Source organism: Paraclostridium dentum, from assembly GCF_012922555.1.
GTDB lineage: Bacteria > Bacillota > Clostridia > Peptostreptococcales > Peptostreptococcaceae > Paraclostridium > Paraclostridium dentum.
On the sequence record NZ_WIPK01000002.1, the window covers coordinates 116,853 to 141,678 of the forward strand.

Below are 24,826 nucleotides of genomic sequence, written 5' to 3' on the forward strand. Positions count from 1 at the left end.
TATTTATTAGTTTTGACTTTAAACTTAAAATTAATTCAAATTAACGGTAAAGTTGGGTATATAAATTAATATATAAGCATCAAAAGGAGAGTTATTTATGATTTTTAAAGAAATTGATATAAATGCATATGAAGAGTTAAAACCTTTTTTCCATCATGTTGATTATGAAGCATGTGAATATTGTTTCACTACTTTATATATGTGGAGACATGTTTATAAAACTAGTTATTATGCAAATGATGATTTTGCTTTAATTGTTGGAGAATATGAAGGAGATAGATTTTCTGTACTTCCATTAGCAAAAAAAGATAAAATACATGAAGCTTTAGAATTTATGGTTAATTACTTCAAGCATGAAGATCATCAAATTTACTTAAGAGCTGTTACGAAAGAGGTTGTTGAGTTGCTTCAAAAAGATTATCCAGGTAAGTTTAAATATATAGAAGAAAGAGACTATTTTGACTATGTATATGATGCTGAGGCTCTAAGAACATTAAAGGGAAGAAAAAATCAAAAGAAAAGAAATCATCTAAATTATTTCTTAAAAGAGTATGAAGGAAGATTTGAATATAAGAAATTAGGTAAAAAAGAGTTTGATGATTGTATAGAACTTTTAAAAGCTTGGGCTAGCAATAAAGCTGAACAAGGCGATGTAGATGATGGAATAGATGATGAATTTATAGGAATTAAAAAAATATTTGATAATTATGATGTATTAGAAGACGAAGTTAAAGTAGCTGGAGTATATATAGACAATAAGTTAGAAGCATTTACTATAGGTGAATATATAAATGACGATATGGCACTTATTCATATTGAAAAAGCTAATCCAGAAATCAGAGGATTATATCAATATATAAATCAACAATTTTTAGTACATGAATTTGAAAATGTAGAGTTTGTAAATAGAGAAGAAGACCTAGGAATTGAAGGACTTAGAAAAGCTAAGCTTTCATATCATCCATGTAAATTTGTAGAAAAGTATACGGTTATGGAGGCATAAAATGGATATAAGATATGCTAAGGGTGAAGATTTAGAGGATTTAAAAGATATTTGGAATTATTGCTTTGGAGATGAAGAATCATTTGTTGAGTACTACTTTAACAACAAGTATAAGCCTGAAAATACTGTCATTGTTAAAGAAGATAATGAACTTAAGTCTTCTCTTCAATTAAATCAATATAAAATAAAGTTAAATGAAAAAGTTTACGAGACGTCATATGTAGTAGGTGTTTCTACGTTTCCAAATGCAAGAGGTAAAGGATACATGAAAGATATGATGGACTTTTCATTAAATGAACTTTATAAAAAAGGACAAGTAGTTTCGTTACTTATGCCTATAGACTATAGACTATATAAAAAGTATGGATATGAGCATTGTTATGATCAATTAGAATATAAAATTGATATAGCTGGTTTAAAACAATTTAAAATAAATGGAGATTTTGAAAAAATAAATGAAAGTCATATAGATTATATGATTGATATTTATAACGAGTTTGTATCTAAATGCAATGGATATGTTGTTAGAGATAAATTTTATTATGAAAATTTATTTAAAGAAATAAAATGTGAAAATGGTCATATTTACATACATAAAGATAATGACTATGATGGATATATAATATATTTCATTATGGGAGATACTATGTTTGTAAGAGAAATGTGTTATAAGAATATAAATTCTTTGAAGTCTATGTTAAAGTTTATTTTCAACCACAACACTCAATGCAAAAATATAAAATTAATGGCTCCTATTACAGATAATATAAGATTTATATTATCAAACTTAAAGGATAATGAGATAAGTTTAAAACCGTTTATGATGGGAAGAGTTATAAATGTTGAAGACTTTTTAAATGACATTTATATAAAAAATAAGGATTTAGATAGTGTATATATAAAAATTGATGATAATCAAATAAAAGAAAATGATAATGTTTTTGAAGTTAAGATTTTAAATAATAAAATAGTAGCTAAAAAAAGCAATAGTGAAGCTGACTTTAAATTGAGTATAAATAATTTAAGTCAAATGGCTTTTGAGTACACTGATATAAATCAAATTTTATTTGTGGAAAATATTGAGGTAACAGATAAAAATAAAAAGGCAATAGATTTACTAAATTCTATATTTAATAAAAAAGAAAATTATATAAATGAATATGTATAAGGAAAAAGTATTTACTTTTTCCTTTTTTTGATTTAAAAAATCTTATATGTACATAATTTAGAAAAGTATGTCTAGGAGATTTTTTATGAGAAGGCCAATATTTATAGTGTTTTGTATAATGATAAGTGTAAGCTTTATTGTTACAAGTTTTTATACAAATGAAGATTATAAAAATGATAAAAATTGTACTATAGAAATGGAAGGACTAGTTAAAAATAAAGTAAATAAAAATAATTACGTCCAATACCAGATTGAAGATTATTTAATAAATGATTATTCTAATAAAATAGATATAAAGCCAGGTCAAATTCTAAGCTTTAAAGGTACGTTAAAAAAACATGAAAACTTTAAGGATGAAAAATTTGATTATAGCAGGTATCTAAAGAGCAAAGGGTATAAAGGGATTATAGAAATAAATGATTATAAAATTATTGGAGATAATTTTATTTATATCAAATTATTTAACATAAAAGATAAAATAAGTAAAACAATAAAGTATTTATATAAAGACAAATCTAAATTTATAAATTCGATAATTTTAGGTGAAAAAGAAGGAATAGATTCAGAAGCAAATGAAATTTTTTCTAAAACGGGGGTAAGTCACATTTTAGCTTTATCAGGACTTCATGTAAGTATACTTATAACTATAATTGGATTTAGCTTTGGGAAAATAAACAATTTGCTTAAATTTGCTTTTTTAGCTTTTATACTGTGGAGCTACAGTATTATGGTTGGACAATCTCCGTCCATAATAAGAGCTATAGTTTGTAGCTTGATATCTTATTTGGCAATTTTTGTAGAAAAAAGGTCAGATAGTATAAATAACCTGTCTATTGTAGGTATTTCCTTAATAATAAATAATCCTTATGTGATTTATAATATAAGTTTCCAATTGTCTTTTCTTGCAACATTGTCTATAATATACTTCTATGGTTATATAAATGAAAAAATAAAAGTTAAGACATTATCTCTTACTTTAGCGGCTAATATATTAACATCCCCAATAGTATATTTATATTTTAAAAATATATCTATTGTATGTATAGTTAGTAATATAGTAGTTGTACCACTTTTAAGTATAATTATATACATTAGCATTTTAAGTGCTATAGTATTGCCGTTTAGTTTGATTTTAACTAAAATAATGGTTGGGATTAACACAAGTATAATTGATTTTATATATATGACATTAGAATTTTTATATAATATAAATGGAAGCTTTATTGAATTTGAAAATTCTAATAAAATTTTAGTTATTGTATATTACATTTTAGTAGGAATTTTTATGATATATAAAGAAATAAAAACGATAAAGGAGCAAAGAAATGAATTACAAGGATATCATCAAGAGCATGAACAACAACGAATTTAAAAATGTATATCTTTTTTATGGAAGAGAGTTTTATTTAATAGAAAATGTAATTAAAACTTGTAAAAAAAGTTTAAATGAAAGTATGATAGATTTTAACCTAGATATCCTTGATGGAAAAGAACTGACATTAGATCAAATTTTAAGCAATGCAGAAACACTTCCATTTATGGATGAGAGGAAAATTTTAATAATAAAAGATTTTGAATTACTAAAGGGAAAGAAAAAAAACTTTTCAGATAGTGATGAAAGTGAGCTTATAGAATATATTGAAAAAGTACCTAGCACAACGGTTATAGTTTTCTTAGTTTATGGAGATATAGATAAAAGAAAAAGTTTAGTTAAAAAAATCAATAAAGTTGGAATAGTTAATCATTGCGATAAGTTAAGTGATATGGATTTATTCAAATGGGTAAAGAATAGATTCAAGCAAAATGAAGTATATATAAATGATTCTGAAATCATGTATTTTATAGAGCAAGAAGGATATAGAGATAAAAACAGTGAAAAGACATTATCTGATTTAGAAAACGAAATAAATAAAATAGCTTCATTTGTAGGCAAAGGAAATAATGTAACAAAAGCTATTATTGATAAATTATCTCAAAAGAAAGTTGAAAATGATATATTTAAACTAATTGATGAGATTGGAAATAAAAATTCATCACATGCAATGAAAATAGTAACGGATATGATTTTAGAAGGTGAATCTGTTCTTGGTATATTTGCTATGGTTTCAAAGCAATTTAAATTAGTAATGCAGGCAAGGCAATTACAAAACCAAGGGTATTCATCTAAAGTTATAGCTGAAAAATTATCGGCGCATCCATTTGTAGTTACTAAGGCTTTAAAACAGGGCAGACTATTTGCTGATGAAGCTGTAGTTGATATGTTAAATTTTATATTAGAAAGTGATTTTAAAATAAAGAATGGACTAATGAAAGATAATTTAGCGGTAGAGATACTTGTAAGCAAGTATTGTCAATAAGGAATTGTTCAAATTAATTTAATATGTAGTTAGTTTTAGTATTGTTTAAAAATTTATCCATATGAAACTTTGAAGATAATTAAAGTATAGGGTAAATTCTTAAATAATACTTAACTAGTTTACTATTAATCTAGAATTTGGATAATTCCTTATTTTTTACGCTTAAGGAAATTATACTTAATTAAATTTTGTGGGTAACTTATGTAACATAGTGATACAAATGTTTTGGTGAAAGTAAAAAATGACATTTTGAGCAACGGACGGAGTCGTTGGCGACATGAGCGAAGCGAATTTTTTATGCAAAGTTTTAAATTAAACAGAAAAAGACCCTTGATTAAAATCAAGGGTCAATATCTATTTTAAACGGGAATTATGCGTTCATTCCGTTTAACTTTTGAGCTAACTTAGCTACTTTTCTAGCTGCAGCGTTCTTGTGTATAGTTCCTTTAGAAGCTACTTGAGATATTCTCTTTTGAGCGTATTGGAATCTAGCAGCAGCCTCTTCTCTGTTTCCTGCAGTAACAGCTTCTTCGAACTTTCTTATTGCAGTTTTTATTTGAGATTTTCTAGCTCTGTTTAAAGCAGTTTTCTTCTCGATAACTTTTATTCTTTTCTTTGCTGATTTTATGTTTGCCATCTGGTTCACCCCCTCGTGAGTAGTTTATATTATTCATCGTCAACATATTAGATTTTAACAGAAATAAATCTAAAAATCAAGGATAATTATTATTAACTTTTTTAATATCTTTCCATTTGACTTTTTAGATTATAACCCAAATCAAAATATTTTACAACCTACAAATTAATTATTCTAAAAAAAATTAAATTAAATTTATTTGGTTATAAAATTATAAAATTTGTTAACAATGTTTAGTATGATTAAATTTAAACTTTTAAAATGGAGGAAGTTTTATGATAAGTTTAAGAACTGATTTAGCTCTAGAAGCTAGAGAAATATATGAACAAGGTAATGATGGAAGTAATATACCTGGAGTTAAAATAGATACAAAAGAATTAGATGATTGTATTGTAACTAAAGTTGAAGTATTAGATGAACAAGGATCTCAAATTATGAACAAGGGGATAGGGATTTACACGACTATAGAAAGTAAGTTAATGAAATATGATGATGATGAATCTAGAGAGCAGGTAACTGAATATTTAAAAGATGAACTAATAGATATACTTGGAACTGATAAAACTAAAAAGACATTAGTTATAGGGCTTGGTAACTGGAATATAACATCAGATGCATTAGGACCGAAAGCTGTTTCTAAAACTCTAGTAACTAGACATATATTTAAAAACTACAACAAAGAATATGATGATGATTTTACAGAAGTTGCAGGTCTTAGTCCTGGGGTAATGGGAATTACAGGTATAGAGACAAGTGAGATTGTAAAATCAATAGTTGATATGATAAAGCCTGATAGAGTTATAGCAATAGATGCCTTAGCTTCAAGAAAAATGGAGAGAGTAAACTCTACGATACAAATTTCAACAGCTGGAATTTCACCTGGAGGAGGGGTTGGTAATAAACGAAAAGCATTAAATAAAGACTATTTAGGTGTAGATGTAATAGCGATAGGAGTTCCAACAGTAGTTGATGCTGCAACATTAACTAGTGATGTACTTGATCTTGCAATTGATAATCTTATGGAACAATCCAAAGAAAGCAAAGATTTTTACAACATGCTAAAACAGTTAAAAGAAGAAGAAAAATATCATTTTATAAGAGAATCACTAGAACCATATGATAAGAATTTAATAGTTACACCAAAAGATATAGATGATACGATTGAAAATCTAGCAGTAATAATAAGCGAAGGCTTAAATAGATCGCTTCATCCTGGGAGAATTGTAAATTAAGGAGGATATAATATGAGAAGAAAAGTTGCTAGTTTGAGCATTTTAACCTGTGTTATATGTGGGTTATGTTTTAAAACATCGTATGCATTAAATGAAGATGAGTTTTTAAAATTTCTTATAAATACAAGTTATCCAGAGACTAAGGTAGATACACCTAAATCTGAAAATGAAAAGGAAGCAAGTAAAGCGGAAAATAAATCAGAAAAAAAATCTACAAATAAAGAAGATGAATTTGTAAAGATGTATGTAGGAGAAGAAAATGTTCCTAAAGTTGAAGATTCATCGAAAAAAGAAAAAACTACAGAGACAGCATCTACAAGTAGCAAATATGTAGATAATGTATTAGCGACAAAAGATCAGCCTCAAATTCTTATATATCATACTCATGGAGGAGAAACTTATGTAAATTCTCCAACTGGAAATTATCACTCTTATGATAAAGAAAATGCTACTCTTGAAATTGGAGCACTTTTAACTCAAGAATTAGATAAAAGAGGAAGATCTGTAGTTCACAATACTACTTACCATGATATGCCGGAGTTTACAGGGGCATATAGTAGAAGTTTAAAAACTATAGAAACAATGCAGGCAAAATATAAAAGCATTGATGTAATAATAGATTTACATAGAGATGGTAGAGATATAGCAAGTGAAAAAGCTAAGAAAGATTTTCATGATGCATGTACAACTAAAATAAATGGAGAAAATGTTGCTAAATTTTTATTTGTTGTAGGTGAAAAGAGTGAGAACTATTCTAACAATTTACAATTAGCAAAAGAAATTACAGCATTTGCTGAAAGTAAATACCCAGGAATAACAAGACCAGTAGTTAAAAAGCCAAAAGCAAAATTCAATCAATATAAGTCAGATAAGCCATTGTTACTAGAAGTAGGAGGAAATGCAAACACTATAGAAGAAGCTCAAGCATCAGTTAAATATATTGCAGAAGTAATAGATGAATTTTTAAAAGAAAAAGGTATGTAGGATAAAACTATGAGCCGAATAGAACGTAAAAAAGAGGAAAAGATTAAAAAGCTATCTAGAAGGCCTATATATAGAGGAATGTTTATATTAACTATGGTTTGTGTAATAAGTGTATGCATATTTTTAGTGGATAAAGAGGCTACACTTATGATAGGAAAGGTAGATAAGTACAACATAGAAGTTTTTATAGAAAACTTAAATGGTTCATTTATGAAAACTGTAAAAGATGTAGAAGAAAAAATAAGCAAACTTAATAATTTAAGATAAATTAGGGTTATCGATACGATAGCCCTAATATTATTTTAAGAACCTTTGTTTAAATTGTTGTATCAATATTTACATAATTGCGGATATATTATAAAATAAAAGTTATGATAATAATAAAAAGGAGGAATAAAAGGTGGACAGCAAACAAAGTAGAACGAGAAATTTTAGTATAATAGCGCATATAGACCATGGAAAGTCTACCTTAGCAGATAGATTAATTCAACATACAGGACTTGTTAGTGAAAGAGAGATGAAAGATCAGTTACTAGATAACATGGATCTTGAAAGAGAAAGAGGAATCACTATAAAGCTTCAAAATATTAGATTAGTTTATAAGGCTAAGGACGGACAAGAGTATTTCTTAAACTTAATAGATACTCCAGGACATGTAGACTTCAACTATGAGGTTTCAAGAAGTTTAGCAGCTTGTGAAGGGGCATTACTTGTAGTAGATGCAGCTCAAGGTGTTGAAGCTCAGACATTAGCAAATGTTTATCTAGCAATAGATCAAGATTTAGAAATATTACCAGTTATAAATAAAATAGATTTACCAAGTGCAAGACCAGATGAAATAAAAACAGAAATAGAAGATATAATAGGGCTTGATGCAAGTGAAGCTCCACTTATATCAGCTAAAAGTGGATTAAACATAGAAGATGTACTAGAAGCTATAGTTAAAAATGTTCCAGCACCACAAGGTGATAAAGAAGCTCCTTTAAAAGCGTTAATATTTGACTCATATTATGATGCATATAAAGGGGTTGTAGCATACGTTAGAGTATATGAGGGAACAGTTAAAAAAGGTATGACTATAAAAATGATGAACACTAATAAAAAGTTTGAAGTAACTGAAGTTGGTGTTATGGCTCCAGGGCAAAGAGAGTTAGATGAGTTAAGTGCTGGAGATGTTGGATACATTGCAGCTAGTATAAAAGATATAAGAAGTTGTTGTGTCGGAGATACAATAACTGATGCTAACAACCCAACTGAAAATCCAATGCCAGGATATAAAAAGGCTACTCCAATGGTTTATTGTGGTATATACCCAGGTGAAGGAGAAAAGTACGAAAACGTAAGAGATGCTTTAGAGAAGCTACAAGTTAATGATGCAGCTCTTGAATTTGAAGCTGAAAGTTCAGCAGCATTAGGATTTGGATTTAGATGTGGATTCTTAGGACTATTACATATGGAGATAATCCAGGAGAGATTAGAAAGAGAATTCGATTTAGACATAATAACTACAGCACCATCTGTTATATATAAAGTAACAAAAACTGATGGGGAATTAGTTATGGTACAAAATCCAGCTAACTTACCAGAACGTGATGAGATACAAATGATAGAAGAGCCTATGGTAAAAGGTGACATAATAGTTCCTAAAGACTATGTAGGTACAGTTATGGAACTTTGCCAAGAGAGACGTGGAGATATGATAAATATGGAATACATAGATGAAAAAAGAGTAATGCTTCACTATGATCTTCCACTTAATGAAGTTGTTTATGATTTCTTCGATGCTCTAAAGTCTAGAACAAGAGGATATGGATCATTAGATTACGAGTTAAAGGATTATGTTCCTTCTAAGCTTGTAAAATTAGATATATTAATAAACAAAGAACAAGTTGACGCACTTAGCTTTATAGTTCATGAAAGTAAAGCTTACTCAAGAGGGAAGTCAATGTGTGAAAAATTAAAAGGTGAAATACCTAGACATCAATTCCCAATACCTATACAAGCTGCAGTTGGTAATAAGGTAATGGCGAGAGAAACTATAAGTGCACTTAGAAAAGACGTTCTTGCTAAGTGTTACGGTGGAGATATATCACGTAAAAAGAAACTTCTTGAAAAACAAAAAGAAGGTAAGAAACGTATGAGACAAATTGGATCTGTAGAAGTTCCACAAAAAGCGTTCATGTCTGTACTAAAATTAGATAGCTAATTATTATAAAATGAAGGGAATTTTCCCTTCATTTTTTTTGTAGAAATAATCAAAAAATGTAGAAAATTTAGTATAGAAACTAACTAAAATTTAATAAAATAATGAGGTAATGGTTATCCTAAATTATAAAATAAATAAATTTATTTAAACTACTATAAAAAAAAAAATAAAAGTGTCGAAATGTATTGTTATTTATAAAAAAATGTAGTAATATTCATATTGGACATTTTAATAAAGCAAAAATATAAGGAGGAAAACGATGAGCAACAAGGGACTTCAAAAAACTTTAGGTTTTTCGGCAGCGCTTTCTACAGTTGTTGGTATGGTTATAGGTGGAGGGGTATTCTTTAAACCTCAAGCTATATATTCAGCAACAGGTGGAGCACCAGGATTAGGTATGCTAGCATGGGTTATAGCTGGGGTTATAACAATAGCAGCTGGACTTACAGCAGCGGAGGTATCTGCAGCAATACCAAAAACTGGTGGGATGATGATATATATCAAAGAGATATATGGAGACAGATTAGGATTTTTAACAGGGTGGATGCAAGCGGTATTATTCTTCCCGGCGACAGCAGCAGCATTAGGTGTAATATTTGCTCAACAAGCAGCTACTTTAATAGGTCAAAGTGAGACTAATATGGCAGTTGTATTACCAATAGCATTAGGAATTATATTATTTTTAGCAGTATTAAACACAGTAGGATCTAAATTAGGTGGAACAATACAAACTGTAGCAACTATATGTAAATTAATACCATTAGCTGTTATAATAGTATTTGGATTTATAAATGGATCAGGAGATAACTCAATAACAACTCCATTCATAGGTGAAAACTTATCTATGGGAGCTGTTTTAGGTCAAGTTTTAATAGCAGCATTATTCGCATATGATGGATGGATAAATGTTGGATCTATAGCAGGAGAAATGAAAAACCCAGGTAAAGACTTACCAAAAGCTATAGTTGGTGGTTTATCAATAGTTATGGCTGTTTATGTAGTTATAAACTTAGCTTACTTATGGGTTGTACCAGCTAGTGAAATGGCAACAGTAAGTGCTCCAGCATCATTAGTTGCAGAAAGAATATTTGGACCAATGGGTGGTAAAATAGTAACAGTTGGTATATTAATATCTGTATTCGGTGGATTAAATGGATACTTATTAACTGGGCCTAGAGTATCTTACGCATTAGCTTGTGAAGGTACATTACCAGGAAGCAAAGCATTATGTAAGTTAAATAAAGGTGGAGTTCCAGCAAATGCAATATTCTTAATGGCAATACTTGCTTGTTTATATGCATTATCAGGACAATTCAACTTATTAACAGATCTAACAATATTCATAATATGGGTATTCTATGTATTAACTTTCATAGGAGTAATGAAGTTAAGAAAAGATCAACCAAACTTAGAAAGACCATACAGAGTGCCTTTATACCCAATAATACCATTAATAGCAATAGCTGGTGGATTATTCGTTATAGTTAACCAATTAATGAATAATACTTTAGTAGCTGCTGGTGGATTAATAGTTACGGCTATAGGGTTACCAGTTTACTCAGTAATGTCAAAAAAACAAAAAAATAATTAATTAATTATTTAAAAATAGATAAAAAAGAGATAGTAATTTTACTATCTCTTTTTTGTGTTTAAGGAAATTATTACTTGGTTTATATAGAAGTTCAATAAAGAAATATTTTATGTGAATTTTAGGTGAATAAGATTAGAATAGTTATGTTTTGAGGTATAATATATATAATTATATTTAAATATTAAGGAGTAATTATGTTAGGACTATATATACATGTGCCGTTTTGCGCGCAAAAATGTTATTACTGTGATTTTAACTCGTATAAAATTAATAGTAATCAAAAGAAAGAATATCTAATAAATATAGAAAGAGAAATAAAATTTTATAAAGGTGAATTCAAGGACAAGTGTTTTGATACAGTATTCTTTGGAGGAGGAACTCCAAGTATTTTAACTGTAGATGAACTGAAAGAACTTGTTAATAATATAAATGAGAATTTTAATATAAAAAAAGACGCAGAAATAACTATTGAATGTAATCCAGGAACAATAAATAGAGAAAAGCTTGAAGCTATGAAAAAAATGGGTATAAATAGATTGAGTATAGGACTTCAAGCTACTCAAAATTATCACTTAAAATCTATAGGAAGAATACATACATATGAAGAATTTGAGAAAAACTATTATGATGCATTGGATATAGGATTTAAAAATATAAATATAGATTTAATGTATGCGCTTCCAAACCAAAAAACTCAAGAATGGAAAGATACATTGGATAAAATTATAAATTTAAATCCGTCACACATATCTGCGTATTCACTTATATTAGAAGAGGGAACGAAGTTATATGATATGTATCAAAATAAAGAATTTGAATTATTAGATGAAGATACAGATATAAATATGTATAACTATACAATAGATACTTTAAAAAGACATGGATATAACCAGTATGAAATATCTAATTATTCAAAAGAAGATTTAGAATGTAAACATAATATTATATATTGGAAGTGTGATAACTATTTAGGGTTAGGACCAGGAGCGTCAGGATTTATAGGGGATACTAGATATTCAAATATAGAAGACATATGTGAATACAATAAGTGTATTATGCAAAATATAAGGCCTGTTAGTGAAGAAATAGAATTAACGAAAAAAGATAAGATAGAGGAATTTATATTTATGGGACTTAGAATGAATGAAGGCATAAATATAGATGTATTTAAAGAAAGATTTGATACAGATTTTTATGATATATATCAAGAAGTCATGGATAAGCTTATAAAAAGAGAGCTTGTTAGATTTGACGGAAAAAACATTTCTCTAACTCAAAAAGGAAGAGAAATTTCTAATAGTGTGTTCATAGAATTTTTAAATTAATCAAAAAGTGTTGACAAAGCAAATTTAAAGTGATATAAAATATATATAATCTTTTAGCACTCCAATTAAATGAGTGCTAACAAAAGAGGAGGCTTTGGATTATATGGAATTAAATGAAAGAAAACTAAATATCCTTAAAGCTATTGTTAAAGATTATATAGAAACTGCAGAAGCTGTAGGGTCTAGAACTCTTTCTAAAAAGTATGAGCTAGGAGTTAGTGCAGCTACTATAAGAAATGAAATGGCTGACCTAGAAGAATTAGGATATTTGATTCAACCTCATACCTCCTCAGGGAGAATTCCTTCAGAAAAAGGATATAAGTTGTATGTTGATTCTTTAATGAGTACATGCGAATTAAATGATATTGAAAAGCATTTAATAGAAGAGTCAATAAACCAAAACATGAATTATATGAAAGATTTGATACATGAAACATCTAAGTTGATATCTAGGTTAACTAATTACACGACTATAGCTGTTACTAAAAATACATCAAATATTCAAGTTATAAAACATGTTCAATTGGTTGGATTAGATGAAAAGAGTATGGTTTTAGTAATAGTTACAGAAAAAGGTGAAATAAAAAATACTATTATATCAACCAATATACAGATTGATCAATCTAAACTTAATTTAATTTCTGATAATCTTACTAAGAAGCTTTCAGGAAAAAATATAACTGAAATTGATGAAGATTTTCTAAACTATATAAAATATGAAATAACAGAAAACTCTTTATTTATTGATAAGCTTATTGATGCACTAAACTTTGATTTTGAAGAAAGCAACACAGCGATATCTTTAAGCGGAGCAACTAATATATTCAATTTCCCAGAATTTAGTGATGTTGTTAGAGCTAAAACATTTCTAAATATGCTGGAAGAGAAAGAAAATATATCGAGTATGCTTAAATCTAAAGGAATACAAAAAGAAAACCTAAATATAATTATCGGAAGCGATAATGAATGTGAGGTAGCTCAAGATTGTAGTATTATAACTGCAACTTACAATATAGATAAAAATGTAGTAGGTAAAATAAGCTTGATAGGTCCAACAAGGATGGATTATTCAAAAGTATACTCTATATTAAATTACATGGGACTACTACTAAACAAAAAATAGTTAGGGGTGTAAGTTTTGGAAAACAATATACAAGAAGAATTACAAGAAGATATAAAAGATAATGCATCAGAGGAAGTAGAAGAAGTTATCGAAGAAGCTATAGAAGAGGCTACTGAAGCTAAAGAAGTAGATGAAGCTGATGAGAAAGATAGCAAGATAGAAGAACTTACAGATACTCTTCAAAGACTTCAAGCAGAGTACGCAAACTATAGAAGAAGAACTCAACAAGAGAAAGAAACTATGGGTGTATTTGCTAATGAGAAAATATTAAATGAATTAATACCTGTTATGGATAACATGGAAAGAGCTATGGATGCTTGTACAGATAAAGAAGATAACATGTATAAAGGCATAGATATGGTGCAAAAACAATTAAAAGCTACATTTGAAAAATTCGGACTAGAAGAAATAGAAGCTGAAGGTCAAGAATTTGATCCAAACCTACACTTAGCAGTTATGCAAGAATCAGTAGATGGAACACCAGCAAACCAAGTGGTTATGGTTTTACAAAAAGGGTATAAATTAAGTACAAAGGTTCTAAGACCATCAATGGTTAAAGTATCTTGCTAACATAGAATAAAAAAATAAAATTGAATTAATATCAATTAACATATAAATTTTTAAGGAGGATATTAAAATGGGAAAAATAATAGGAATTGACTTAGGAACAACAAACTCTTGTGTTGCAGTATTAGAAGGTGGAGAACCTCAAATAATAGCAAATAGCGAAGGAATGAGAACTACACCATCAGTAGTTGCATTTACAAAAGATGGAGAAAGAATAGTAGGAGAGCCTGCTAAAAGACAAGCAGTTACTAATGCAGATAGAACAATAATATCTATAAAAACTCACATGGGAACTGATTACAAAGTTAATATAGATGGAAAAGATTATAGTCCACAAGAAATATCAGCTATAACATTACAAAAATTAAAATCAGATGCTGAAAGCTACTTAGGGCAACCTGTAACTGAAGCTGTTATAACAGTTCCAGCATACTTTACAGATGCTCAAAGACAAGCAACTAAAGATGCAGGTAGAATAGCAGGACTTGATGTTAAGAGAATAATAAATGAGCCAACTGCAGCTGCACTTGCTTACGGTATGGATAAATTAGATCAAGAAAAGAAAATATTAGTATTTGACTTAGGTGGAGGAACATTTGACGTATCTGTACTAGAAATAGGAGATGGAACTTTTGAAGTTTTAGCTACTGCTGGTAACAACAGATTAGGTGGAGATGACTTTGACCAAGTTATAATAGATTACTTAGCTGAAGAATTCAAAAAATCTGAAGGTGTAGATTTAAGAAATGATAAAATGGCTCTTCAAAGATTAAAAGAAGCTGCTGAGAAAGCTAAAAAAGAATTATCTTCAACAATGAGTACAAACATAAACTTACCTTTCATAACAGCTACAGCTGAAGGACCAAAACATCTTAACATAGATTTATCAAGAGCTAAGTTTGATGAGTTAACAGCAAGCTTAGTAGAAAAAACTATGGAACCAACTAGAAGAGCATTACAAGATGCTGGACTTTCAACTTCTGATATAGATGATGTATTATTAGTAGGAGGATCTACAAGAATACCAGCTGTTCAAGAAGCTGTTAAGAAATTTATAGGAAAAGAACCTCACAAAGGTATAAACCCAGATGAATGTGTTGCTGCAGGTGCTGCTATACAAGGTGGAGTTTTAGCTGGAGATGTTAAAGACTTATTACTTCTAGACGTTACTCCATTATCTTTAGGAATAGAAACTATGGGTAATGTAATGACTAAGATAATAGAAAGAAATACAACAATACCAACTAAAAAATCTCAAGTATTCTCAACTGCTGCAGACAACCAAACTGCTGTTGATATACATGTTTTACAAGGTGAAAGAAGTATGTCTTTTGACAACACTACTTTAGGTAGATTCCAATTAACTGATATACCACCAGCTCCAAGAGGAATACCTCAAATAGAAGTTACTTTTGATATAGATGCTAACGGTATAGTACACGTTACAGCTAAAGATTTAGGAACAGGAAAAGAGCAAAAGGTAACTATAACTTCAGGAACTAACTTAAGTGAAGAAGAAATACAAGCAAAAGTTAAAGAAGCTGAGATGAATGCTGAAGTAGATAAACAAAAGAAAGAAAAAATAGAAGCATTAAATCAAACTGAAGCTACTATATACCAAATGGAAAAAACTTTAGCTGATGCTGGAGATAAAGTTGATGCTAATGCTAAATCTGAAGTTGAAGCAGAAATAGCTAAATTAAAAGAATTAAAAGCTAAAGAAGACGTTACAGCTGAAGAATTAAATAAAGCTTTAGAAGAATTAAACAAAAAGTTCCACAAAATAGCTGAGCAAATGTACCAACAAACTGCTCAAGATCAACAAGCACAAGGTGGAGCTGAAGAAGAAGCTAAACAAGATGACAATGTAGTAGATGCTGATTTCAGAGAAGTAGATGATCAAAAATAGTATTTGAAAATCAACGTTACTTGTATATAATAAATATATAAAATTAATAATAGCTTGTAGACGTCTACAAGCTATTGTTATGTAATACGAAGGTGGTGGCAAGCGTGGCTAAAAGAGACTATTATGAAGTATTAGGTGTCGACAAAGGTGCTGATGCACAAACGTTAAAAAAAGCATACAGAAAACTTGCAATGAAATATCATCCAGATAGAAATCCAGATGATAAAGAAGCAGAAGCAAAGTTTAAAGAAGTAAACGAAGCATATGAAGTATTATCAGATGATACAAAGAGATCTAATTATGATCAATTTGGTCATGATGGTGTAAATGGAGGCTTCGGAGGACAAGGCGGATTTGGAGGCTTTAGCGGTGGAGCTGGAGGCTTTGAAGATATATTCGGAGATATATTTGGTGATATGTTCGGAGGCGGTTTTGGCGGAGGAAGACCTAGAAGAAGAGGTCCTGAACGTGGAGCTGACATAAAACAAACTGTAACTATCACATTTGAAGAAGCTGCATTTGGAGTTAAAAAATCTATAAAGATAAATAGAACTGAAGAGTGTAGTGAATGTCACGGAAGCGGCGCAAAAGATGGAACATCTAAAAAAACTTGTCCAACATGTAACGGTTCTGGAGAGGTTAGAACAGCTCAAAGAACACCATTTGGAAATATAATGAGTACTAGAACTTGTTCTACATGTAACGGAGAAGGAGAAGTTTTAGAATCACCATGTCCTAAATGTAGTGGAAATGGAAAGATTAGAAAAACTAAAACTATAGAAGTTGATATACCAGCAGGTATAGATAATGATCAAATAATTAAGTTAAGTGGTCAAGGTGACTTAGGATCAAAAGGTGGACCTAGGGGAGACTTATATATAATAGTAAATGTTAAGCCTCATACATTATTTACAAGAGATGGATATGATGTATACTTTGAATTACCTATAACATTTGTTCAAGCTGCACTTGGAGACGAAATAGAAGTTCCTACTTTAGATGGTAAAGTAATGTATAATGTTCCAGCAGGAACTCAAACAGGAACAGTATTTAGATTAAGAGAAAAAGGTATATCAAAAATGAGAGGGAATGCAAGAGGTGATCAATATGTTAAGGTTACAGTTGAAATTCCTAAAAAATTAAATGATAATCAAAAAGAACTTCTAAAAGCATTTGCGGAGTCTTGTGGAGATGAAGTTCATGAAAAAAAGAAGACTTTCGGACAAAAGATAGAAGACTTTTTTAAAGGAAAATAAAAGTATAAGATAAAATGAACTCTAATTAGAGTTCATTTTTTGATGTATAAAAAAACTCTATACAGATAAACAGATTTTATTGAAAATATCTATAAAGTGAAGAGTTAGTTGACTATACTATTTTGTTTATATAACATTTAAAGAGGGGGGATTTTTATGAAAAAATTATTTGATAGCTTAATATTCAAACTCATATTAGCTGTCTTTTTAGGTCTGTTAATTGGACTTTATTCACCAAAATCTTTTATGAATGTTATAGTAACATTAAAGTATATTTTAGGTCAGGTAATTTTCTTTGCAGTTCCTTTAATAATAATAGGATTTATAGCTCCATCTATTGCAAAACTTAAAAGCAATGCTTCTAAACTCTTAGGGTATGCTATAACCTTTGCGTACATATCTTCTATCGGAGCAGCTACATTTTCTGCTATTTTCGGATATATGTTAATTCCAAAATTATCAATACAATCAACTACAGACACTTTAAGAGAATTGCCAGCTCTTATATTTCAATTAGACATTCCTCAAATTATGCCTGTTATGAGTGCTTTATTTTTATCAATAATATTAGGTCTTGCAACTGCTTGGACAAAGGCAGATTTATTTGAAAAACTACTAGATCAATTTCAAGATATAGTTCTTAGTTTAGTAAAAAAAATAGTAATTCCATTGCTTCCAATTTTTATTGCAACTACATTTGCAACATTAGCTTATGAAGGATCTATAACAAATCAATTACCAGTATTTATAAAAGTAATCATTATAGTTCTTATAGGGCATTTTATATGGCTTGCATTTTTATATGCTTTAAGTGGGTTTATGTCGGGTAAAAATCCTATGGAAGTATTAAAACACTATGGACCTGCATACTTAACTGCTGTAGGAAGTATGTCTTCAGCGGCAACTTTGCCTGTTTCAATTGAATGTGCGAAAAAATCCAAAGTTTTAAGAAAAGATATTTTAAATTTCTCAATACCATTATTTTCAAATATACATTTATGTGGATCAGTTTTAACAGAAGTATTTTTCGTTATGGTAGTTTCACAAATTCTTTATGGTAAGTTACCAGATGTATCATCGATGATATTATTCATAGTTTTACTTGGTATATTTGCTATAGGTGCTCCAGGAGTTCCAGGAGGAACAGTTATGGCATCACTTGGATTAATAACTAGTGTGCTAGGATTTAATGAGACAGGAACGGCTCTTATTTTAACTATATTTGCGCTTCAAGATAGTTTTGGAACAGCGTGTAATGTAACTGCTGATGGAGCGTTAACGCTTATGCTTACCGGAGTAGCAAATAAGAAAAATATAAAAGAAGAAAGTGAAGAAAAATCAATATAAGATTAATATATAAGGCTATGGATATTAAGTTCATAGCCTTATTTTTACATTGTTTTCCTATATATAGTTAAAAACTATATAATATATGTAAAATATTGTAAAAAACTATACTCATTGACTTTGAAAATTATTTTGAATACAATGTTCTTCGGGAGCGACAAATATACTCATATCAGGAAAGGGGTTTACACATGAAAGACTTTTTAAAAACGTATAAGTCTTCATTTGTGTTACTAGGTTGTACAATAATTGGAGCCATAGTAGGACTTATACTAGGGCCAAAAGCTACAGTTCTTAAACCATTTGGAGATTTATTCATCAATTTAATCATGATGATAGTAGTCCCACTTGTGTTCTTCAGCGTTGCATCGGGGGTTGCAAACGTCAATAGCATGCAAAGATTCGGGAAAATAATGAAAAATGTAATTATTGTTTTCACATTAACTACATTAGTAATGGCAGTCGTAGGTATTATAGGTACTATAATTTTCAATCCATCAAAAGGAATCGATATTCACTCAGTAAAAGAAATGATGGTTGCTCCAGATCAAGAAAAATTAGCATCAAAAGGAAATTTACTAACTCAAATAGTAAATTCAGTTACAGTTTCTGATTTTAGTGAATTGTTCTCAAGCGGTAACTTATTACAATTAGTAGTATTTGCAGTACTAATAGGAAGTTCAATTGCCGTTTTAGGAGAAAAAGCAAAGACTATAAAGAACATACTTAATGAAGGAACAAATGTAATATTAAATGTAGTAGGAATTATAATGAAGTTGGGGCCTATAGGTTTAGGATGTTATACAGCATCGATTATAGGTGAACTAGGTCAAGAAATAATAGCAGGTTACATAAGAGTATTTTTAACTTATTGTGTATTAGCTGCAATATACTTTGCAGTATGTTATACATTATATGCATACTTATCAGGTGGTAAAAAAGGAGTTAAGAAATTCTATGAAAACTCTATAAGTCCAATAGCTACAGCTCTTGCGACATCTTCAAGCTCTGCTTGTATACCATCTAACTTAGAAGCAAGTAAAAAAATAGGGGTACCAGATGATATAGCTGAAACAGTTATACCTTTAGGGATTAATATACATAAAGATGGTTCCGTATTATCCGTTATAGTAAAAGTTGCATTTTTAACTGGCATACTAGGTGGAAATATGGCAGATCCATCGAACATATTAAACTTATTAGTTACAGTACTTGTTGTTGGAGTATTTATGGCTCCTGTAGCAGGTGGCTGACTTATAGGTGAGATGCTCGTGGTAAGCATCTTCGGATTCCCTGTTGAAGCAATTCCTTTATTAACAGTAATAACTACAATAACAGATATACCTAACACTGTACTTAACACAACTGGAAATACAGTAAGTTCTATGCTAGTTGCAAGACTAGTTGAAGGTAAAAATTGGTTAAAAGAAGAAGTTGAAACTTTTAAAAAGGCAAGTTAACAGGGAAAAGTAGTAATCTTAGGTTAAGATTACTGCTTTTTTTATTATACAAAAATTAATACTCTATTTTAGTATGAACAACTTTCAAGACTTAAACATAATATATAGTATTCTTTAAAATTATTATGAGGTGGGAGGGTTTATGAGTAAATTTAATTTTATGATAGATGGAAAACATATAACGAATGAAGAAGAACTTCATCAGTTTATACTAGATAAAATAAATTTTGATAAGGAAGAACTTGTATTAGATGATAGCTATAGGGGTAGAAAGAAAAAGAAACCAGAATGCAAGCCTCATGGACCAAGACCTGTTTGTCTTAAATTAATGTTCCCGTATAAGGTTGAGGTTATGTGCGGTTGTAAGCAAATGATATTTGGAATATTAGTAGATGAGCACGGCCACCCTGTAAAGAATCCTCTTATTGAATTTGAACTATCTGATTACAGCATAGGAAATCTTAGCTTTAGTCCAGCTCTTAGTTTTGGAGATGGGTGTTTTTGCACAACATTTGTAGGGGAAAGGGTAGGTTGCGGATTTTTAAAAATGTGTTGTAAGGGAACTGATTTAGATAGAGTTATACCTGTAGAAGTTACCCCTAATTGTGGATGTTAGAGAAGAGTACTTTTAAGCTCTTCTCTATTTTTAATTTAAATAGGACAAGCTAATTTAGATTCAAAATTTAATTAAATCCATATTATTTTTAATTAAAATAGAGTATTATATAAAAAGAGGTGAAGACATGAAACAATATAAACATTTAATATTTGACTTAGATGATACTTTATTAGACTTTCAAGATAACGAAAGAAACTCTTTAAAGGTTATTTTTAAAAAGTATAATATTCCTTTTGATGAAAAATCATTTAATCAGTATAAGTCTATAAATAGAGGATTTTGGAGTCAGATAGAACAAGGAACTATAGAAAAAGAAGAGGCACTAACTAAAAGATTCGAAGAATTTTTTGCTTTGTATGGATATGATGTTAAAGGTGAAATAGTAGAAAAAGAATATCAAAATTGCTTAACTAAAGGGCATAAAACAATTCCTAAAGCTATGGAAACTTTAATGGAATTAAAAAATAGAGGATACAAGATATTTGCAGGAACTAATGGTATAGGAAAGACTCAAAAACAAAGACTTAAAGATTCGAAAATGATGTATTTATTTGATGATATATTTATTTCAGAAGAAATGGGAGTTGAAAAGCCAAATTCTAAGTTTTTCGAAATAATTTTTAATAAGTACGATTTTATGAAAAAAGAAGATACTCTTATGATAGGAGATAGTTTAGCTTCTGATATAAAGGGTTCTAATAATTTTGGTATTGACTGTGTATGGTTTGATCCTTTAGATAAAAAATCTAACGACATAAAACCTACATACGAAATTTCTGATATATCTGAACTATTATCAATGTTAAATAAAGAAGCTAGTTTAGCTGTTTAATATTATAAGTAAAAATTTTAATGTTAAAATTTAAAATACAATAAAAAACGGTATAGGAGAAATCCTGTGCCGTTTTTTATTCACTAATCAAAGTTTTTATGCATAGTATACAGCAAAATGTTTTTTAGGAGGAGTATATGATAAACGATCAAAAGTATGTTATTTTATCGCTTGAGGTACATTTATTTTTTGCAAGAATAATGAAAGAACATTCACTTTTTTTAGAGGCTGGATTTACACCCAAAAACTCGGATTTAGCAAATAGTGCAGAACATTACAAAAAAGAGTTTGAAAAATTATTATCATATGCAATAAGCGCTAGCAATGGGATAATTAGACCTGAGGTTTTAAAATCTGGAGAAATCATTACCGATTACACATTGGGGACAGAACAAAAAACACAAAACTTAACAGGAATAGAAATAAATCAAAATATAACCATGTTAGAGTCTAGATTGCGTAGTGGAAATAATCCACAGGTAAGTACTAAATTAATAAATTATGTAAGTGAACTTAATGCAAATGCAAAAAAAATTATTAAGGGGCTTATTAATTTTAAACAAACAGTATTAGACGGAGTATTATCTTGTAACTTATTTACAACTAATTATCCATTACTTATTGAACATATAATTCGTGAAGCAAAATTATATCTGTCGTTAATAGAGGATCTTGATAATAGGGTTGATATTGATTCTAAAGATGCTAAAGAAACGGAGTTATTCTGGGATCAAATAATGATGGAACATGCACTATTTATTAGAGGATTACTTGATCCTTCTGAAAATAAATTGATTGAAACAGCAGATGAATTTGCAGATGATTTTAATAAACTTATAAAAGAGGCAAAAGCAATGACCGATGTTACAATAAAAAGCACTATAGATGAAACTTTAAATCAAACTATTGACCTTAAGAATTTTAAACAAGCAGGAACAGAAGGAATTGCTAGCTGTAAAATAAAATCTATAATACTACCACTTCTTGGAGACCACGTATTAAGAGAAGCTAATCATTATATAAGGTTATTAGAAAGTTATAAGTCAATGTAATTACAGATAATACATTTTTATTTTTTACACAATATAAATTTCAATCTAAAAATGGACTCTATTTAATAGAGTTCATTTTTAGATTGAAATTTATTTACAAAGTTTACTAAATATATTATTATTTAGAAATAATATAAAAATATTGTATAATATATCAGATAGATAAAATAAAAATAGGTATAAAATATATATTGAAATGATTTAGAAATGAGGTGATATTATGACTTATGAAATACAAGAGAAAAGACCATACAGACATTTTAAAGGAAACTTATATTATGTACATAGTATAGTGAAACATTCAGAAACGGGAGAGGAATTAGTATCATATCAAATGCTTTATCCTCCTTATGATATGTATGTTAGACCACTTAAAATGTTTCAAGAGAAGGTAGAAGAAGGAAGAGAAGATAATATAACTAATCAAATTTATAGATTTGAACTATATACAGGAAAATAATTAAGAGGTGATGATATGGCAGGTATAAAATTTGATATACAAGAAAACTTTGGTGTTATTTCGGAATCTTCAAATGGATGGACAAAAGAATTAAATTTAGTAAGTTGGAATGATAGACCACCTAAATTTGATATAAGAGATTGGGATTCAAATCATGATAAAATGGGAAAAGGGTTAACTTTAAGTACAGATGAATTAAGAGAACTTAAAAGAATTCTTAATGATATAGACTTATAAAATTTAATAATTATATTTTATGTACCCTATATATCAAACATTGATAAAAATGTTTGTTTATATAGGGTATTTTTATGCAAAAAAAACTATGAAATTTTCAAAACTAAAATTAGCTAAAGATAAGTAAAATTAATGGATGCATAGATAATCATTAAAAAAATAAATAATAAGTATGAAAAACTTGAATTAGTAAAATTGATTAAAACTGTGTAAAATCAATACTTGAGAGGTATATATATGTATGTAATTAAAAATTAAATCAGACTTAAAAAAATAATTTATAAATACAAAATATCATAATAGAGGGTGGTTAAATGAATAAATATATAAATAAACTTGAGAACATGCACATAGGTATAAGTGGAACGTGCTTAGCATTTATAACACTTAGTAATAGTTGGCAAATTAAAGATATCGGATATTTAAAACCAATTGCTATATCTATAGCATTAGGAATGCTTACTCTTATGATTATAAGATTAATAAAATTTCCAAAAGTAATGTATAAAGAATTAAAAGACCCAGTTGTAGGAACATTTTACCCAACTCTTGGGATGGTAACTTGGTTAGTTTCAGGATACTTCTATCCTAAGTTTCCAACCGTATGTAGTACATTATGGATAGGGGCAGCTATATATCATTATGCAATAATTATTTTTTATACAGTAATAAGAATTAAAGAAAAGAAATTTAGCAATATAATGCCAACTTGTTTTATCGTATATACAGGTATGATAACAGGTAGTGTTGCTAGTAAAGGTATGGGAGGTATAATACCTGAAATAGCTCAGTTCATGTTAATGTTTGGATTTGTATTCTACACAATACTTTTACCAGTAGTTCTTTATATAGTATTTAAAAGCGAGATACTAGATGATAAAAAATTACCTACTGTTGGTATAGTTTGTTCACCTGCGCCACTTGGAGTAGTAGGTATATTAACAATAGATCCAAATCCTAATATATATATGTTAACTTGGTTAATAGTAACAGGATTAATTCTTTTAGTAGTTGTATATGGATATATACTAAAATTATTTAAAGAAGGATTTAAACCGACATATGCATCATTTACATTCCCATTAGCAATAGCTACTTTAGCGGCTTATAAGTTAGCTGTATACTTTACATCTATAGGACATGCAAAATTAGGAGAAATATTTAATTTATTAGGTAATATAGAAATATTTATAGCAACATATGTAGTATTCTTTATATTATTAAACTTCTTAAATATGTTCTTTAAAGCAATAAACCCAAGAGTTGGAGAGTACTTAGAAAAAGAAGAAGAGTTAATAGGTGGGACTCTTTACTCTCATGAAAAATAAGTATATAAAAATTTAAAAGCATATCCAACAAGGGAGTAATATTTTATTACTCCCTTGTTTTATTTATTCAAAAATAAATTGTATAATAAACATGAAGTTATAAATGTTTAACTTATATTACATTAGACCAAAA

22 protein-coding genes and 1 pseudogene are annotated in these 24,826 nt (G+C 28.8%); 22 read left to right on the top strand and 1 reads right to left on the bottom strand.

All coding sequences use genetic code 11. The annotated features are described in order from the left end of the window. The first annotated feature begins 97 nt into the window (after positions 1 to 97). The 4 genes from GFJ41_RS06520 to holA all read left to right on the top strand — a co-directional run bounded on the left by GFJ41_RS06520 (position 98) and on the right by holA (position 4,528). A complete protein-coding gene (locus tag GFJ41_RS06520; protein ID WP_025162065.1) occupies positions 98 to 1,003 on the top strand; it encodes a DUF2156 domain-containing protein in 906 nt (301 codons plus the stop codon). Position 1,004: 1 nt separating this feature from the next. Next, the gene (locus GFJ41_RS06525; RefSeq protein ID WP_170074924.1) at positions 1,005 to 2,171 is read left to right on the top strand and encodes a GNAT family N-acetyltransferase; all 1,167 of its coding nucleotides are present in this window, start codon (positions 1,005 to 1,007) and stop codon (positions 2,169 to 2,171) included. An 85-nt stretch (positions 2,172 to 2,256) separates the two neighbouring features. Next, a complete protein-coding gene (locus tag GFJ41_RS06530; RefSeq protein WP_170074925.1) occupies positions 2,257 to 3,543 on the top strand; it encodes a ComEC/Rec2 family competence protein in 1,287 nt (428 codons plus the stop codon). After that, positions 3,497 to 4,528: a DNA polymerase III subunit delta gene (gene holA / locus GFJ41_RS06535; protein WP_035114558.1), complete on the top strand. Its 1,032-nt coding sequence runs from the start codon at positions 3,497 to 3,499 to the stop codon at positions 4,526 to 4,528. The genes GFJ41_RS06530 and holA overlap by 47 nt, the downstream gene beginning before the upstream one ends. A 370-nt stretch (positions 4,529 to 4,898) precedes the next feature. Here holA and rpsT read toward each other — a convergent pair whose 3' ends face one another. Further along, positions 4,899 to 5,165 (bottom strand): 30S ribosomal protein S20, encoded by a 267-nt coding sequence (rpsT, locus tag GFJ41_RS06540; protein ID WP_021432084.1) that lies wholly within the window; start codon positions 5,163 to 5,165, stop codon positions 4,899 to 4,901. A 275-nt stretch (positions 5,166 to 5,440) separates the two neighbouring features. On the opposite strand from rpsT, the gene gpr reads away from it, so the two are divergent. The 18 genes and pseudogenes from gpr (at position 5,441) to GFJ41_RS06635 (ending at position 24,693) form a co-directional block, all read left to right on the top strand. Beyond that, on the top strand, positions 5,441 to 6,397 hold the full coding sequence (gene gpr / locus GFJ41_RS06545; RefSeq protein ID WP_021429798.1) for a GPR endopeptidase: 957 nt from the start codon (positions 5,441 to 5,443) through the stop codon (positions 6,395 to 6,397). A 12-nt stretch (positions 6,398 to 6,409) separates the two neighbouring features. Continuing rightward, positions 6,410 to 7,381 carry a stage II sporulation protein P gene (gene spoIIP / locus GFJ41_RS06550; protein ID WP_170074926.1) on the top strand — a complete coding sequence of 324 codons (972 nt, stop codon included), beginning with the start codon at positions 6,410 to 6,412 and terminating at the stop codon, positions 7,379 to 7,381. A gap of 9 nt (positions 7,382 to 7,390) precedes the next feature. Further along, the gene (locus GFJ41_RS06555) at positions 7,391 to 7,648 is read left to right on the top strand and encodes a hypothetical protein (protein WP_035114555.1); all 258 of its coding nucleotides are present in this window, start codon (positions 7,391 to 7,393) and stop codon (positions 7,646 to 7,648) included. A 133-nt stretch (positions 7,649 to 7,781) separates the two neighbouring features. Beyond that, positions 7,782 to 9,587 carry a translation elongation factor 4 gene (lepA, locus tag GFJ41_RS06560; protein WP_035114553.1) on the top strand — a complete coding sequence of 602 codons (1,806 nt, stop codon included), beginning with the start codon at positions 7,782 to 7,784 and terminating at the stop codon, positions 9,585 to 9,587. A gap of 259 nt (positions 9,588 to 9,846) precedes the next feature. Beyond that, entirely contained in the window at positions 9,847 to 11,178 is a 1,332-nt protein-coding gene (locus tag GFJ41_RS06565) for an APC family permease (RefSeq protein ID WP_021432087.1), read from the top strand. Positions 11,179 to 11,372: 194 nt separating this feature from the next. Continuing rightward, on the top strand, positions 11,373 to 12,503 hold the full coding sequence (hemW, locus tag GFJ41_RS06570) for a radical SAM family heme chaperone HemW (RefSeq protein WP_035114552.1): 1,131 nt from the start codon (positions 11,373 to 11,375) through the stop codon (positions 12,501 to 12,503). Between the two features lie 103 nt (positions 12,504 to 12,606). Continuing rightward, positions 12,607 to 13,626: a heat-inducible transcriptional repressor HrcA gene (gene hrcA, locus GFJ41_RS06575; protein ID WP_035114551.1), complete on the top strand. Its 1,020-nt coding sequence runs from the start codon at positions 12,607 to 12,609 to the stop codon at positions 13,624 to 13,626. Between the two features lie 15 nt (positions 13,627 to 13,641). Then, complete coding sequence (grpE, locus tag GFJ41_RS06580; RefSeq protein WP_021432089.1) at positions 13,642 to 14,196, top strand: nucleotide exchange factor GrpE; 555 nt, start codon at positions 13,642 to 13,644, stop codon at positions 14,194 to 14,196. Between the two features lie 67 nt (positions 14,197 to 14,263). Beyond that, positions 14,264 to 16,102, top strand: a complete 1,839-nt coding sequence (gene dnaK / locus GFJ41_RS06585; RefSeq protein ID WP_035114550.1) for a molecular chaperone DnaK — start codon at positions 14,264 to 14,266, stop codon at positions 16,100 to 16,102. 104 nt (positions 16,103 to 16,206) lie between these two features. Next, positions 16,207 to 17,358 carry a molecular chaperone DnaJ gene (dnaJ, locus tag GFJ41_RS06590; RefSeq protein ID WP_021429915.1) on the top strand — a complete coding sequence of 384 codons (1,152 nt, stop codon included), beginning with the start codon at positions 16,207 to 16,209 and terminating at the stop codon, positions 17,356 to 17,358. Positions 17,359 to 17,514: 156 nt separating this feature from the next. Continuing rightward, positions 17,515 to 18,705 (top strand): dicarboxylate/amino acid:cation symporter, encoded by a 1,191-nt coding sequence (locus tag GFJ41_RS06595; RefSeq protein WP_035114549.1) that lies wholly within the window; start codon positions 17,515 to 17,517, stop codon positions 18,703 to 18,705. A gap of 191 nt (positions 18,706 to 18,896) precedes the next feature. Further along, positions 18,897 to 20,165: pseudogene (locus GFJ41_RS06600) on the top strand (dicarboxylate/amino acid:cation symporter). A 142-nt stretch (positions 20,166 to 20,307) separates the two neighbouring features. Further along, complete coding sequence (locus GFJ41_RS06610) at positions 20,308 to 20,781, top strand: hypothetical protein (protein ID WP_021429840.1); 474 nt, start codon at positions 20,308 to 20,310, stop codon at positions 20,779 to 20,781. A 127-nt stretch (positions 20,782 to 20,908) separates the two neighbouring features. Continuing rightward, on the top strand, positions 20,909 to 21,616 hold the full coding sequence (locus GFJ41_RS06615; RefSeq protein ID WP_170074927.1) for a YjjG family noncanonical pyrimidine nucleotidase: 708 nt from the start codon (positions 20,909 to 20,911) through the stop codon (positions 21,614 to 21,616). Positions 21,617 to 21,753: 137 nt separating this feature from the next. Beyond that, positions 21,754 to 22,668, top strand: coding sequence for a DUF2935 domain-containing protein (locus GFJ41_RS06620; RefSeq protein WP_035114546.1), 915 nt, complete (start codon positions 21,754 to 21,756; stop codon positions 22,666 to 22,668). A 220-nt stretch (positions 22,669 to 22,888) separates the two neighbouring features. After that, positions 22,889 to 23,128: a DUF1653 domain-containing protein gene (locus GFJ41_RS06625; RefSeq protein WP_035114545.1), complete on the top strand. Its 240-nt coding sequence runs from the start codon at positions 22,889 to 22,891 to the stop codon at positions 23,126 to 23,128. A gap of 15 nt (positions 23,129 to 23,143) precedes the next feature. Next, a complete protein-coding gene (locus GFJ41_RS06630; protein WP_035114543.1) occupies positions 23,144 to 23,365 on the top strand; it encodes a YdbC family protein in 222 nt (73 codons plus the stop codon). A 314-nt stretch (positions 23,366 to 23,679) separates the two neighbouring features. After that, a complete protein-coding gene (locus tag GFJ41_RS06635) occupies positions 23,680 to 24,693 on the top strand; it encodes a TDT family transporter (protein WP_170074928.1) in 1,014 nt (337 codons plus the stop codon). The last annotated feature ends 133 nt before the right edge of the window (positions 24,694 to 24,826 follow it).

Coding starts and splice junctions, on each gene's coding strand:
- GFJ41_RS06520 (WP_025162065.1), top strand. CDS start 98: ATGATTTTTAAAGAAATTGATATAAATGCATATGAAGAGTTAAAACCT.
- GFJ41_RS06525 (WP_170074924.1), top strand. CDS start 1,005: ATGGATATAAGATATGCTAAGGGTGAAGATTTAGAGGATTTAAAAGAT.
- GFJ41_RS06530 (WP_170074925.1), top strand. CDS start 2,257: ATGAGAAGGCCAATATTTATAGTGTTTTGTATAATGATAAGTGTAAGC.
- holA (WP_035114558.1), top strand. CDS start 3,497: ATGAATTACAAGGATATCATCAAGAGCATGAACAACAACGAATTTAAA.
- rpsT (WP_021432084.1), bottom strand. CDS start 5,165: ATGGCAAACATAAAATCAGCAAAGAAAAGAATAAAAGTTATCGAGAAG.
- gpr (WP_021429798.1), top strand. CDS start 5,441: ATGATAAGTTTAAGAACTGATTTAGCTCTAGAAGCTAGAGAAATATAT.
- spoIIP (WP_170074926.1), top strand. CDS start 6,410: ATGAGAAGAAAAGTTGCTAGTTTGAGCATTTTAACCTGTGTTATATGT.
- GFJ41_RS06555 (WP_035114555.1), top strand. CDS start 7,391: ATGAGCCGAATAGAACGTAAAAAAGAGGAAAAGATTAAAAAGCTATCT.
- GFJ41_RS06565 (WP_021432087.1), top strand. CDS start 9,847: ATGAGCAACAAGGGACTTCAAAAAACTTTAGGTTTTTCGGCAGCGCTT.
- hemW (WP_035114552.1), top strand. CDS start 11,373: ATGTTAGGACTATATATACATGTGCCGTTTTGCGCGCAAAAATGTTAT.
- hrcA (WP_035114551.1), top strand. CDS start 12,607: ATGGAATTAAATGAAAGAAAACTAAATATCCTTAAAGCTATTGTTAAA.
- dnaK (WP_035114550.1), top strand. CDS start 14,264: ATGGGAAAAATAATAGGAATTGACTTAGGAACAACAAACTCTTGTGTT.
- GFJ41_RS06595 (WP_035114549.1), top strand. CDS start 17,515: ATGAAAAAATTATTTGATAGCTTAATATTCAAACTCATATTAGCTGTC.
- GFJ41_RS06610 (WP_021429840.1), top strand. CDS start 20,308: ATGAGTAAATTTAATTTTATGATAGATGGAAAACATATAACGAATGAA.
- GFJ41_RS06615 (WP_170074927.1), top strand. CDS start 20,909: ATGAAACAATATAAACATTTAATATTTGACTTAGATGATACTTTATTA.
- GFJ41_RS06620 (WP_035114546.1), top strand. CDS start 21,754: ATGATAAACGATCAAAAGTATGTTATTTTATCGCTTGAGGTACATTTA.
- GFJ41_RS06625 (WP_035114545.1), top strand. CDS start 22,889: ATGACTTATGAAATACAAGAGAAAAGACCATACAGACATTTTAAAGGA.
- GFJ41_RS06630 (WP_035114543.1), top strand. CDS start 23,144: ATGGCAGGTATAAAATTTGATATACAAGAAAACTTTGGTGTTATTTCG.
- GFJ41_RS06635 (WP_170074928.1), top strand. CDS start 23,680: ATGAATAAATATATAAATAAACTTGAGAACATGCACATAGGTATAAGT.